Here is a 12,996-nt window from a genome sequence, read left to right as displayed (position 1 = left end):
GTGGCCCGGCGTTTCACGGCGTTGACCGCTGCGTCACCACGGGATTACGGGCATTGCGCGTAGACGTGTCCCTCGGCGCCCGCAGGCAGCAGCGCGCGGTCCCGCAGGATGGTCAGCGGTGCCCGGTCGGCCGACGCGCACACCTCGTCGAACGGTCGCGGCAGGGTGTCGGCGTACTCGACCTGCAGCACGTGGGGGCCGTACGCGTCGGTGTAGGCGGCGCACTCGTCGAACGCCGCGCACTCCTCGGCGACGGCGAAGTCGAAGCCCAGGTCGTGACGTCCGAGCGCCGCGGACTCGGCGGCGTTCTTCTGGCCGATCGCGAGTTCGCTGTCGTGGGCGAGTGCGACGAACGAGCGGGCGAGATCGAGTGCACCCGCCCGGTCGACGAGCCCCGAGTCGGCGTCGGTGAAGCGGGTGAACGTGTCCAGGTTGTCGATCTCGACGGCGTCGAAGCCGCGGTCCGCACACCCGGCGATCACCGGCCGTAGCGCGTCGAGGATGACGGTGCGTCGGGCCGCGGTCGACGGGTCGAGGACGTACTCGTCGGGCCAGTCGGGGTCGGTGACCGGGACGCCCGCGGCATCGCGCAGCACGGCGGTCGGACGGTGTGCAAGCCAGTCGGAGCCGGCGCCGGGCTGGGTCTGGAAGCCGTTGACGTAGCAGACGCCGTAGGCGCCGGCCGGCGGATCGGCGGTCGCGTCGCGCACGACGACGGCCGCCCCAGCCAGGTCGTACGCACCGCCCAGCTGGTAGTCGAACGCCCCCGCGACGGGCGGGAGCGGGGCGGCGGCCGCGGCATCCGGTGTCGCCGAGCAGCCGGCCAGCAGCAGGGTCGCCGCCAGCAGCGCGCGGCCGGCGGCGATCACCCGCGGCGGGACAGCCGGAGCAGGGTCCACGCGGCGATGGTCTGCGCGTCGGTGATGTCGCCGTCGACGATCATGTTCTCGATCTGCGCGCCCGTGAACCAGGCGCTGCGCATGTCCTGTTCCTCGTGTTCGCGTTCGTGCGCGCCCTCGGTGAGGTCGGTGGCCAGCCAGACCCATCCGCGCTGGCTGCTCATTCCCGGTGCGACGTCCAGCATTCCGAGCGCCACCATCGATCCGGCGCGCAGGCCCGTCTCCTCCCGCAGTTCGCGGGCCGCGAGTTCCTCGGCGGGCGGCTCGGCGCCGTCCGCCGACCCCGGCGCGGTGCCTTGCGGAAACTCCCAGCGCCGCAACCCGATCGGATAGCGGTACTGCTCGACGAGCCGGAACCGGTCGCCGTCGGTGGCCATCACCAGGGCGTAGGTGGGCTTGTCGATCACGCCGTAGATGCCCGGCGAGCCGTCCAGTCGGCGGACGTCGTCCTCCCGGACGACCATCCACGGGTTGCGGTAGACCTCGCGGGACGCGACGCGTTCGATGGGGTTCACGGGGTTCAGTATCGCCTGCACCGGTAACGTCGTGGACGTGCTGCTGGCCTCGCTCGACCCCGCGGCCGTCGCCGCCGGGCACGACCTCGAAGACGCCGTCCGGATCGCCGGGACCACCCTGAGCCGGAGCGACCTGGTGGGCGCGGGCACGTCCGTCGCCGAGCGCGTCGCCGGCCAGGTCGGTCCGCGAGGACGCGTGGCGGTGCTCGCCACCCCCACGCCGACCACGGTGCTGGCGGTGATCGGCTGCCTGATCGCCGGCGTCCCCGTCGTTCCCGTGCCGGCCGACGTCGGCGTCGCCGAACGGCGGCACATCCTCTCCGATTCCGGCGCGCAGGCCTGGCTGGGCGAGCTGCCCGACGAGCCGGAGGGGTTGCCGCACATCCCCGTGCGGATGCACGCGCGGTCCTGGCACCGGTACGCCGAACCGGCACCCGAGTCGACGGCGCTGATCGTCTACACCTCGGGCACCACGGGTCCGCCCAAGGGCGTCCTCATCAGCAGGCGGGCGATCGCCGCCGACGTCGACGCGCTCGCGGAGGCGTGGCAGTGGACGGTCGACGACACGCTGGTGCACGGCCTGCCGCTGTTCCACGTGCACGGCCTGGTGCTCGGGCTGCTGGGCTCGCTGCGCATCGGCAACCGGTTCGTCCACACCGGCAAGCCAAGCCCCGAGGCCTACGCCGCCGCGGCGGGTTCGCTGTACTTCGGCGTGCCGACGGTGTGGTCGCGGGTGGTGCGCGATCCCGACTCGGCGCTCGCGCTGTCGTCCGCGCGGCTGCTGGTGTCGGGCAGTGCGCCGCTGCCGGTGCCGGTGTTCGACGACCTGGTGCGTCTCACCGGCCATGCGCCGGTCGAGCGGTACGGCAGCACCGAGTCGCTGATCACGCTGAGCACGCGGGCCGACGGCGAGCGCCGTGCGGGATGGGTGGGCATGCCCCTCGCGGGGACCTTGACGCGCCTGGTCGACGAGGCGGGCGACGAGGTGCCGCACGACGGCGAGTCGATCGGGCGGCTGGAGGTGAAGGGACCCACGCTGTTCGACGGCTACCTCAACCGCCCCGATGCCACGGCCGACGTCCTCGGCGCGGACGGCTGGTACCGCACCGGCGACGTGGCGGTGGTCGACGCCTCCGGCATGCACCGCATCGTCGGGCGGGAATCGGTGGACCTGATCAAGTCCGGTGGATACCGGATCGGCGCCGGTGAGATCGAGACCGTGCTGCTCGGACATCCCGACGTCGTCGAGGCGGCCGTGGTGGGCGTGCCCGACGACGATCTGGGGCAGCGCATCGTCGCGTTCGTCGTGGGCGGCGCCGACCCCGGCACACTGAGTGACTATGTCGCCGAACAGCTCTCGGTGCACAAGCGGCCCCGTGAGGTCCGGATCGTGGACAGCCTGCCGCGCAACGCGATGGGCAAGGTGCTGAAGAAGGAGCTGTCGTGACCCTGCGTTTCAGCGACGTGTGCATCGACGCCCGGGACGTCCACGCCCTCGCGAGCTGGTGGGGTACCGCACTCGGGTGGCCGTGGGAGGACACCTCGGAGGGCGACGTGGCGTTGCGCGCCCCAGCCGGAGCGGGACCGGACTGGTTGTTCCTCGCCGTCCCCGAGGGCAAGACCGTGAAGAACCGCATCCACTTCGACTTCGTCCCCGACGACCAGCAGGCCGAGGTGGACCGGCTCGTCGCGCTCGGTGCGACGCACGTCGACATCGGGCAGGGCGAGCAGTCCTGGGTCGTGCTGGCCGATCCCGAGGGCAACGAGTTCTGCGTCCTCTCCGCCGAGGACTGACGGCTAGAGCAGGTCCTCCGGCCGCGAGTCGGCGACGAACAGGCACGTCGGCCACTGGTTCTCGGGACCGCCCAGGCCCGGGTACCAGTTCTCGCCACACGTCCCGTAGGCGGAATCGGATCCGGCCAGTGCGAGGGCCACGCCGTAGCTCGCCTCGGTGCCCGGGCCGTCCGGGGTGACGAGGATGGTGGCCGTCGCCCCGTCACCGAATTCGCCGCCGTCGAGCGCGAACTCGAAGGTGTCCTCGCCGACGAAGCCCTGATGCGGTGTGTAGGTGAACGACCCGTCCAGGTTGATGTGGACCGTGCCGTGGCTGGGCTGCCGGAACAGCCGCGCCTTGCCGTACTCCGCGTAGACGGTGTTGGACAGCAGGCCGAGGCCCCGCGGCACGGTGATCGTCCTGTCCTTGCCGACGGTGTAGGCCTTGTCCAACTCGACGGTCGTCGGGTCGTAGACGTTGACGCCCACCGTCGCGGTCGCCGTGTTCCCCGCGCCGTCGGTCACGGTGTAGCCGAATGTCACGTACCCCTGGAATCCCTTGTCCGGCGTGAACAGGATGGTGCCGTCCTTCTGGACGACGGCCGTACCGCCCGCGTCGGGCTTGGTCGTGATCGTGACGGTGAGGGGGCCGTCCTCGTCGTCGTAGTCGTTGCGCAGGACGTCGATCACCACTGCTTCGTCGATCGGCGTCGAGGCGGAGTCGTCATTCGGGTACGGCGCCTGATCGACGGTGATCGTCACCCAGGAATAGCTGGTGCGACCGAGGCCGTCGGTGACCTCGTAGCCGAATCCTCCGGCGTAGCTCTCCTCACCCGGGGTGTACACGAACGTGCCCGTCGCGTCGTCGAACCGCACCGATCCCACCTGGGGCTGCGAGGTGATGACGACGGTGGCCCCCTTCGGTATCGAGTCGTTGGCGAGGGCGTCGATGACGGCCACCTCGCCCGCGCGAATCGTCACCTCGTCGTCCACGGTCACGGGCGCGGTGGAGGGGAGCACGGTGACGGTGACGGTGACCGTCTGATCGGCCCACCCGTTCGACACGGTGTAGGTGAAGGTGGTGACACCGGTGAAGTCCGGGTCGGCGGTGTACTGGATGGTCCCGGATTCGGTCACCCGGACCTGGCCGCTGACCGGTTCGTCGACGGAACTCACCCAGAGCCCGATGCCATTCGGATCGACGTCGTTGCCGAGTACGTCGATGGCGACCGTCTCGCCGGCTTCGACGGTCGCCGAGTCCGGCGCGGCGACGGGCGGCTTACCCTCGGCTGCGACGATGAAGCGCACCGTGGCGGTGGCGTAGTCGGCCCCGTCGGAGACGGTGTAGGTGAACTCGAACGTGCCGGAGACGCCGGGTTCGGGTGTGTAGGTGAAGCTTCCGTCCGGTGCCAGCACGAGTGCGCCGCTCGACGGCAGCGTGTGGCTGACGATGGCGATCGGTTCCCGGTCCGAGTCGACGTCGTTGTCCAGCACGTTGCCGGTGTACACGCCGTCATCGCCGATGTAGACGTCGTCGCGCGTCACCACGGGGCCGTTCTTGACCACCACGGTGATGGTGGCGCCGGCGGCCAAGCCGGAGGGATCTGTGACCGTGTAGGCGACTGTCGCCTCGCCGACGAAACCGGCGCGCGGCGTATAGGTCACGGTGCCGTCCGGGTTCTGCGTGAACGTTCCGACGGTCGAGGGCGCGTCGAGCCGGAAGGTCAGCGGGTCGCCATCGGGATCGTTGAACGAGTCGCCGAACGAGACCGGAACGCCGTGCTGTGTCGTGATGATCCCGTCGACGGCGGTGGGCTCGTGGTTGATCGGCGCGATGGTGACCGAGACGGTGTAGGTCGAGGTGGAGACGCCGTCGGTCACGTCGTAGCTGAACGAGTCCGTCCCGGACCTGCCGGGTTCCGGTGTGTAGGTGAAGGAGCCGGTGGCCGCCACGGTCACGGTGCCCTTCGACGGACCGAGGCCGTGCGCGGCGGAGTAGGTGATCTTCTCGCCGTCGGCGTCCGTCACTGCGGGCAGTGATCCGGTGTAGCTCCCGTTCTCGGCCACGGAGATCGTCGTGTTCGACGCCACCGGCGGGTTGTTGACCATCCTGACGGTGAAGAAGACGGTGTAGTCCGCGCGGCCGCCCAGGTGGTCGATCACGCTGAACACGAAGGAATCTCGGCCGTAGAAGCCGGGCGTCGGCGTGTAGGCGTAGCTGCCGCCCGGGTCGACCGTCACCGTCCCGTTCACCGGCTTCTCTCGGACCGAGTACGTGAAGGGGTCCCCGTCGGCATCCGTCGCGGCCGGCAACGCGCCCACGTGCGACGTGTTCTCGTCCATGTCGACGTTCTGGATGTTCGAGACGGGCGCGACGTTGAAGGGGGTGACCGCGGCCGTCGGCTCCGCTCCTGCCTCGTCCGACTCCCGCCGCGTCCAGGCGAGCACCGCCCACAGCAGCGGTGACGCGGCGGGCCCGCCGGTCCCGGGCAGCAGGAACGGGGCGATCGCGGCCGCGAGCATCGTCGCCGCAGCGGCGGGCGGTGCGGGTTCCGGCACGGCCGGCTCCGAGTCGGCCGACTGGGTGACGGCGGTGCCCGTGGTGTCCGACGTCGGTGTGACCGCGCCGATGTCGTGGCTCTGCGCGGCCTCGCGGTCGCGCACCACGGTGCCCGCTGGCGTCGGATCGGAGGCCGCGGCCGGGCGTGGGGGTGCGGCCGGCTGCGGCGCCGGTGGCGAATCGTTCTGTCGCGGCAGCGGATTCGCGGCCGGGGTCGACGACGGCGAGGGGTCGACCTCGACGACGGCAGGCAGGTCGGCCTCGTCCTCGTCGTCCACCTCCGTGGCGCCGCCGGTCGCGGAGCCCGACGTGTGCGCACCGCCGGAACTGCTGACGTTCATCTCCGGGACGGTGGGACCCGAGTCCGGTGAGTGGCCACCTCCGTCGGACGTGCCCGGCGAGCCGCTCGGCACGGTCGTCGTGGTGTCCGTCGCGGATGTCGAGGTGGATCCCTCTGCGCCGGCGGTCGATTCGTTCGACGTCGACTCCGATGACGTTCCCGAGGAGGACGGCTCCGAACCGTCGTCGGCACGTGCCACCCCGGCGCCGTGGCCGGTCGCCACGGCGACGCCCACCCCGAGCGCGACCGCCAGTGCGCCGATGCGACCGATGTGGCGGGCCGCCGAGTTCGGCACCGATGTCGGGGCAGCGTCGAGGCTGAAGAGGGGATAGACGGCCTGCGGTCGGTCGTCGACCCGCCGGTGGCGTGCGCCGTTGCGATCCGTACGTGTTCTGGCCCCAGCGTGCATGGCGTCGTGCCTTCCGACCTATTCCGATTGTCAAGCGGATCAGACGGGTCGCGGCGTCGTCGGCAACGAGGTCTGGTGCTCGATCGGAAAGTTACGTGGTCGTCAAAGCAGTTCGCTAGCAAATTCGACGAATTGTTCTCGGCACGCGGTTCGGCGAATGCCGCCGGTTAACGCCAATTCGACCTGCCGGCTTCCGACATAATTATCCCCGGTGCCTATTCGGCAAAGTGCCTGACCAAAGGTATGAAAGCGAAAATCGGCCCGCGTAGTGGTCATTGTCGTGTTCGACGAAACGGACGCGGTGACCTTCGCAAGTTTCGATGCCGTATCCCGCCCGCGCCATTGATCTTGTGTTTGCTAGCTGGTGGCGGGATCTGCCACTTTCACGGCGGCCGGTCCGTCGACTCGCTTTGCCGTGACGCGCCCCGCGGAACGGGACGCGAAAAAGCGCTAGTTGGCGTGCAACGCCTCGTTCAGCGTGATGCCGGTTCCGTCGCGCTTGACCACCTCGACCGCGCCGGACAGCGAGTTGCGCCGGAACAGGAGGTTGTCGGCGCCCGACAACTCGATGGCCTTCACCGTGTTGCCGTCCGCTGTCGTGACCTTGGTACCGCCGGTGACGTAGAGGCCCGCCTCGACCACGCAGTCGTCGCCGAGGGAGATCCCGACGCCCGAGTTCGCGCCGAGCAGGCACCGCTCGCCGATGCGGATGACCTCCGTGCCGCCACCGGACAGCGTGCCCATGATCGACGCGCCACCGCCGACGTCGGAGCCGTCACCGACCACCACGCCCGCCGAGATGCGTCCCTCGACCATCGACGTGCCGAGCGTGCCGGCATTGAAGTTGACGAACCCCTCGTGCATGACCGTGGTGCCCTCGGCGAGATGCGCGCCGAGCCGGACCCGATCGGCGTCGGCGATCCGGACGCCCTTGGGCAGCACGTAGTCCACCATGCGGGGGAACTTGTCGACGCCGTACACGGCGACGGCGCCGCGCCGGCGCAACCGGGCGCGGGTCAGTTCGAAGCCGTCGATCGCGCACGGGCCCTGGCTGGTCCACACGACGTTGGCGAGGAAGGCGAAGATCCCGTCGAGGTTCAGACCGTGCGGCGCGACCAGGCGGTGGGACAGCAGGTGCAGACGGAGGTAGACGTCGTACGCGTCGACCGGCTTGGCGTCGAGCGACGCGATGGTCGTGCGGACGACCACCACGTCGACGCCACGCGCCTCGTCACGGTCCTCGAGTTCGCCGAGTTCCGCGGGCACCTCCGCCACCGAGAGGCGGGTCGTGCCGGCTGTGAGGCTTTCGTCCTCGAGCAATTCCGGCTCGGGGAACCACGTGTCGAGAACCGTGCCGTCGGCGGCGATGGTGGCGATGCCGACCCCAGATGCGCTAGTCACGGTGATCGAGGTTACTTGAGCGACCACCCGGGTGGCTGCGCCGTGCTCGCGCCGACGTGCCCGCCGCCACTAACCTCGATCACCGTGGCCCTCGATTTGCGTGCTGACCCGATCGCGCTGACCGCTGCTCTGGTGGACATCCCCAGCGAGTCGCGGCACGAGCGGCGCATCGCCGACGAGATCGAGGCGGCGTTGCGCGAGCAGACGACCGGTTACGAGGTGATCCGCAACGGTGACGCCGTGCTGGCCCGCACCGACTTCGGCCGCCCGTCGCGCGTGCTGCTCGCCGGGCACACCGATACCGTCCCCGCGGCCGACAACGTCCCGAGTCGTTTCGACGGGTCGATCCTGTACGGCTGCGGCACGTCCGACATGAAGTCCGGCGACGCCGTGTTCCTGCACCTCGCGGCCACCATCGCCGAGCCGGTGCACGACATCACCCTGGTGATGTACGACTGCGAGGAGATCGAGTCGTCGGCCAACGGTCTCGGCCGCATCGAACGCGAGCTGCCGGACTGGTTGCGCGCCGACGTCGCGATCCTGGGCGAGCCCTCCGGTGGCTTCATCGAGGCGGGCTGCCAGGGCACCATCCGGGTGGTGCTGCGTGCGACGGGCACCAGGGCGCACTCGGCGCGATCCTGGCTTGGCGACAATGCCATTCACAAGCTGGGTGACGCGCTGTCGCGGCTGTCCGCGTACGAGGCCCGCAGCGTCGACATCGACGGCTGCCGCTACCGCGAGGGTCTGTCGGCGGTGCGCATCGACGGTGGCATCGCCGGGAACGTCATCCCGGACGCGGCCTCCCTCACGGTCAACTTCCGGTTCGCCCCCGATCGCACGGTGGACGACGCCGTGGCCCACGTCGAAGGCGTGTTCGCCGGTGTGGACGTCGACCTGGAGCTGACGGACTCCGCGGCGGGCGCCCTCCCGGGACTCGGCGCGCCCGCTGCGGCAGCCCTGGTCGCCGCCGCCGGGGGCCAGGTGCGGGCCAAGTACGGGTGGACCGACGTCGCGCGCTTCGCCGCCCTCGGCATCCCGGCCGTGAACTACGGACCCGGCGACCCGAACCTCGCGCACCGCGCCGACGAACACGTCGAGACCGCGCAGATCACCGCCACCACCGAGACGTTGCGGAAATATCTGGTTGCGTGACGTCGCTACCATGAACGGGTACGTGCCGTCGAAGTAGAGGTGGGCCGCAATCGTGCTGGGTGACGACGTCTCCGGATAACCGGAGCCGAATCCGTCGTTCATCCTGCCCTGGTCCAGGGCCGCACTCGAGGAACCCCTCTCATGTCTTCCATCGTCGTATCCCATCTGTCGTTCGCGTTCCCCGACGACACTCCCGTGTTCTCCGACCTGAGTTTCGCCGTCCCGCAGGGGCGTACGGGACTCGTCGCTCCCAACGGCGCAGGCAAGAGCACGCTGCTGCGCCTCATCGCCGGCGAGGTCGCCCCCACCGCGGGGTCGGTCGTCGTCGAGGGGACGCTCGGGTACCTCCCGCAGTCGCTGCCGTTCGACGCGCACCTCACCGTCGCCGACGTCCTCGGCGTGGCACCGGTGGTCGCGGCGCTCGACGCGCTGGCCGCAGGCGACTCCTCCGACGCGGTGTTCGCCGCCATCGGCGACGACTGGGACGTCGAGGAGCGCTCGCGGGCACAACTCGGCAGGCTCGGCCTCGACCACGTCGGGTTGGACCGGACGCTCGGCACCCTGAGCGGCGGCGAGGTGCTGTCGGTCGGACTGGCCGCGAGACTCCTGGCCCGCCCCGACGTGCTGCTGCTCGACGAGCCGACCAACAACCTCGATCTCGACGCACGCCGGCGGCTCTACGGCGCACTCGACGACTTCACCGGAACCCTGCTGCTGGTGAGTCACGACCGCGTGCTGCTCGACCGCGTCGACCGCATCGCCGAGCTGCGCGACGGCGAGATCTCCTACCACGGAGGCGACTTCACGTCGTACACCGCGGCGGTGGCGGCGGCGCAGTCGGCGGCCGAGGCCGATGTGCGCACCGCCGAGCAACTCGTCAAGCGGGAGAGGCGTCAGATGCAGGAGGCGCGCGAACGGGCGGCGAAGCGGTCGAGCAACGCCGCCCGCACGCTCAAGGACGCGGGGCTGCCGAAGATCGTCGCGGGCAGGATGAAGCGCAACGCGCAGGAGTCCGCCGGACGCAGCGACGACGTGCACGCCAAGCGCGTCGACGAGGCCCGGCAGCGGCTCGACGGGGCCGAGCGCGCCATCCGCGACGACGACGTCGTGGTGCTCGACCTCCCCGACACCGAGGTGCCGGCCGGCCGCACCGTGATCGCGGCCGCCGGGGTGACGATCCGCCACGACGCACGAGACCTGTTCGCGGACGGCGGCATCGACGTCGACGTCCGCGGTCCGGAACGCATCGCGCTGGTCGGCCCCAACGGCGCGGGCAAGTCGACCCTGCTGCGGATCCTCGCCGGCGACCTCCGTCCCGATCGCGGGGAGGTGCGGCGCGGCGAGGGCCGGGTGGCCTACCTCTCGCAGCGGCTCGACGTGCTGGACGAGCACCGCACCGTCGCCGAGAGCCTCGCGGCGTCCGCGCCCGGGCTCGGCCACACGCGGCGAATGCACCTGTTGTCGCAGTTCCTGTTTCGCGGCGACCGCATCCACCTCCCGGTGTCGGTGCTCTCCGGCGGTGAACGGCTCCGGGCGACGCTGCTGTGCGTGCTCTACGCCGAACCGGCGCCGCAGCTGCTACTCCTGGACGAGCCGACCAACAACCTGGACCTCGCCAGCGTCGCGCAGCTGGAGTCCGCGTTGAACTCGTTCCGGGGAGCGATGATCGTCGTCAGCCACGACGAGTCGTTCCTGCGGGCCCTCGGCATCAGCCGTCGGCTGCGCCTGGCGGACGGGCGGCTCGAGTCAGAGGGGTGACTGCTGCGGGCGGGTCTGCGCGGGCGGCGGCGACTCGACCGGTGCCCGGCCGCCGGGGTTGGCGGAGGCACCCGGCGCGGCCTGGTCGGTCGCCGGGCTCCGGTCCGGAACGATTCCGGTCGGCGGCTTCTCGGCGTCGCGGTCCTCCTCGCGTCCGCCGTCCTTCTCGTCCTTGCCGTCCGTGGCCGGCGAGTCCTCGGGGACGATCCCGGTCGGCGGCTTCTCGCCCACCCCGGCGCCCGCGGCGCCGCCGAGTGCACCGGCACCGCCTCCGGCCGCGCCCGTAGCCGCCTGCACGATGCCCTGGACGCCCTGCATCACCTGCTGGGGGAGTTGGGACAGGCCCTGCGCCAGCCCGCTCACGCCCTGCGACATCGCCTGCGCGGCCTGACCGACCTGCTGTCCGACCTGACCGACCATCTGGCCCATCATGTCGCCGCCGCCTCCCGCACTGCCGGCACCGGCCGCGCCTGCACCGGCGGCGCCCGCCGCGCCACCAGCGCCCGCGCCGCCCGCACCCGCGCCGCCGGCACCGCCCTCCTGGAGCGCCTTCGCGGCCGCGTCGAGCTTCTCGGCACCGGCCATGTCGCCCTTGGCGTACATCTGCTGCGCCCGGGTCAGCAGGTCACCGATCGTCTGGCTGGACGTCTTGGTGGTGTCTATCGTGCCGCCGCGGCTCTGCAGGACGCCGTCGATGGCGTTGTTGACGTTGAACGCGATGTTGCCGAACGACTGCGCCACGTCCGCGGCCTGCGGGGCGCCCGCCCCGGTCAGCTGCGACAGACCGCCCGCGACCTCGGCGTGGATCTGCGACAGCGGCGAGAGGCCGGCGTCGTTGAGGTAGAAGTCGACCATGTGTTCGTCTCCCCGGGGTGTTCGCGGTCAGTAGGTCGATTCTATGTCCCACCTGGGCGGCCATCGACGGCGATTTCCCGGCGGTCAGCAGACGTTCGTACGGTCACCTGACGGCGGCGGCCTGCCGCGCCGCATCGGCCGCGACACCGGCCATGCCGATGCCGGCGAACGCCTCCGACGCCGCCACCAGGCCCGCACTGTCGCCCGCGACGAGCGCACGCGCGTAGTCCAGCGCGAAACCGGCCACGACGCAGTCCATCCCGAGTCGCTCGATGCCGTCGGCGACCCTGGTGTCGCCCAGCCGCACGCCGTCGAGTCGAGCGCGTAGCGCCACGGCGCGCTGCCCCCCGCGTTCGGCGGCGCGGGCGGCCTCCCGGGCGGCGTCGACGGCACCCGGTGCGTCGCGGCGCGCCGCCGAGGTCCACGCCTTGGCCAGCGCCAGCTCCGGCGCGAAGAGCATCGACTTGAGCCCGTGCCGCGCCTCCGCCCGGGCGAGCATCCGGCCGGCGTCGGCGGTCCGGCCGAGCTGACCGAGGCTCTGCGCCAACATCATCCACGCCAGCGGACCCCACGAGTACCCGGTCGGCGCCAGTGCGGTGGCCGCACCGTCGAGCAGCGTCGCGGCGGACTCGGCGTCGCCCCGCCACAGCAGGACGTCTGCCACGAGCAGTCGGGCGATCGCCGCGCCCGGCCCGGCGTCGGCACCGTCGACCAGATCCTCCGCCAGCCGCTGGGCGCCGTCGAGATCACCGGTCAGCACCATGGCGGTGGTCTGCCCGAGCGCGCTGGTGAAGCGCAACAGTCCGGGGTGGCCCGCCGCGATCGCGCGCAGCGCCAGCGCGTCGACGCCGGCGAAGTCGCCCATCCGGGCCGTGCAGAGCGCGGCCGCCGCGGCGGCCCACCCGACGGCCTGGTCGTCGGCATCGGGTGACGCCAGCACCTCGCCGGCCAGCTCCATCGCCCGCGCCGGGCTACCGGCGTTCATCGCGAACGTGCCGAGCAGCGCGTCGACCGTCGCGACGGCCGGACCCGACGTCACCCGTCCCCGCGTCGCCCGCAGGAAGGCCGTCGCGCGTTCGGGTTCGTCCAGCATCCAGAACTGATTGGCTGCGCGCGGCAGCGCCCACGTCAGCAGGTCCTGCTCGCTCAGCGTGCCCGGATCCACCTCGTCGAGGACCGCATCGGCGTCGCGGCCGCGGCCCTGCCAGGCCAGCGCCTGGGCCAGGACCAGCCGGGCCGCCAGGCTCCCGTCGTCGTGCACGTCGGACCGGGCCAGGCGCTCGGCCGACTCGAGGTCGCCCCGGCCCAGCGCCTCGGATGCCGCGGCGATTCGA

The 12,996-nt window shown here is 71.4% G+C and carries 10 protein-coding genes and 1 pseudogene; 5 read left to right on the top strand and 6 right to left on the bottom strand.

Annotated elements, in window-relative coordinates; genetic code table 11:
- Positions 1 to 44: 44 nt before the first annotated feature.
- Together AC1MEY_RS15275 and AC1MEY_RS15270 are read right to left on the bottom strand one after the other, a co-directional pair.
- On the bottom strand, positions 45 to 899 hold the full coding sequence (locus tag AC1MEY_RS15275) for an endo alpha-1,4 polygalactosaminidase (protein WP_480226342.1): 855 nt from the start codon (positions 897 to 899) through the stop codon (positions 45 to 47).
- A complete protein-coding gene (locus tag AC1MEY_RS15270; protein WP_480226341.1) occupies positions 866 to 1,414 on the bottom strand; it encodes an NUDIX domain-containing protein in 549 nt (182 codons plus the stop codon). Before AC1MEY_RS15270 ends, AC1MEY_RS15275 begins: the two co-directional genes overlap by 34 nt.
- A gap of 37 nt (positions 1,415 to 1,451) precedes the next feature.
- Here AC1MEY_RS15270 and AC1MEY_RS15265 point away from each other — a divergent pair, with 37 nt between their 5' ends.
- Positions 1,452 to 2,861, top strand: coding sequence for an acyl-CoA synthetase (locus AC1MEY_RS15265; protein ID WP_480226340.1), 1,410 nt, complete (start codon positions 1,452 to 1,454; stop codon positions 2,859 to 2,861).
- Positions 2,858 to 3,208, top strand: coding sequence for a VOC family protein (locus tag AC1MEY_RS15260; RefSeq protein WP_480226339.1), 351 nt, complete (start codon positions 2,858 to 2,860; stop codon positions 3,206 to 3,208). The genes AC1MEY_RS15265 and AC1MEY_RS15260 overlap by 4 nt, the downstream gene beginning before the upstream one ends.
- A 3-nt stretch (positions 3,209 to 3,211) precedes the next feature.
- On the opposite strand, the gene AC1MEY_RS15255 is transcribed toward AC1MEY_RS15260, so the two are convergent.
- Complete coding sequence (locus tag AC1MEY_RS15255; RefSeq protein WP_480226338.1) at positions 3,212 to 6,088, bottom strand: Ig-like domain-containing protein; 2,877 nt, start codon at positions 6,086 to 6,088, stop codon at positions 3,212 to 3,214.
- Between AC1MEY_RS15255 and AC1MEY_RS15250 the strand changes: the two genes are divergently transcribed.
- The gene (locus AC1MEY_RS15250) at positions 6,057 to 6,419 is read left to right on the top strand and encodes a hypothetical protein (RefSeq protein ID WP_480226337.1); all 363 of its coding nucleotides are present in this window, start codon (positions 6,057 to 6,059) and stop codon (positions 6,417 to 6,419) included. The genes AC1MEY_RS15255 and AC1MEY_RS15250 overlap by 32 nt on opposite strands.
- Before the next feature lie 527 nt (positions 6,420 to 6,946).
- Here the strand turns inward: AC1MEY_RS15250 and dapD are convergent.
- A complete protein-coding gene (gene dapD / locus AC1MEY_RS15245) occupies positions 6,947 to 7,903 on the bottom strand; it encodes a 2,3,4,5-tetrahydropyridine-2,6-dicarboxylate N-succinyltransferase (protein WP_480231505.1) in 957 nt (318 codons plus the stop codon).
- Positions 7,904 to 7,981: 78 nt separating this feature from the next.
- Between dapD and dapE the strand changes: the two genes are divergently transcribed.
- Both dapE and AC1MEY_RS15235 read left to right on the top strand, forming a co-directional pair.
- The gene (gene dapE / locus AC1MEY_RS15240; protein WP_480226336.1) at positions 7,982 to 9,049 is read left to right on the top strand and encodes a succinyl-diaminopimelate desuccinylase; all 1,068 of its coding nucleotides are present in this window, start codon (positions 7,982 to 7,984) and stop codon (positions 9,047 to 9,049) included.
- A gap of 141 nt (positions 9,050 to 9,190) precedes the next feature.
- A complete protein-coding gene (locus AC1MEY_RS15235; protein WP_480226335.1) occupies positions 9,191 to 10,807 on the top strand; it encodes an ABC-F family ATP-binding cassette domain-containing protein in 1,617 nt (538 codons plus the stop codon).
- Here the strand turns inward: AC1MEY_RS15235 and AC1MEY_RS15230 are convergent.
- Positions 10,796 to 11,662 (bottom strand): type VII secretion target, encoded by an 867-nt coding sequence (locus tag AC1MEY_RS15230; RefSeq protein WP_480226334.1) that lies wholly within the window; start codon positions 11,660 to 11,662, stop codon positions 10,796 to 10,798. The two genes, AC1MEY_RS15235 and AC1MEY_RS15230, sit on opposite strands and share 12 nt — an antisense overlap.
- A gap of 103 nt (positions 11,663 to 11,765) precedes the next feature.
- Positions 11,766 to 12,992: pseudogene (locus AC1MEY_RS15225) on the bottom strand (tetratricopeptide repeat protein); the annotation flags it as partial.
- Positions 12,993 to 12,996: the final 4 nt, after the last annotated feature.

The sequence above is a fragment of the Mycobacterium sp. PTI7 genome (genome assembly GCF_056679845.1).
The sequence above is the reverse complement of the archived record's forward strand: the minus strand, read 5'-3'. Positions and strand labels throughout refer to the sequence as shown.

What these genes read in the sequence shown, in the direction of transcription:
- AC1MEY_RS15255 (WP_480226338.1), bottom strand. Translation starts at nt 6,088, where the DNA reads ATGAACGTCAGCAGTTCCGGCGGTGCGCACACGTCGGGCTCCGCGACC.
- AC1MEY_RS15235 (WP_480226335.1), top strand. Translation starts at nt 9,191, where the DNA reads ATGTCTTCCATCGTCGTATCCCATCTGTCGTTCGCGTTCCCCGACGAC.
- AC1MEY_RS15230 (WP_480226334.1), bottom strand. Translation starts at nt 11,662, where the DNA reads ATGGTCGACTTCTACCTCAACGACGCCGGCCTCTCGCCGCTGTCGCAG.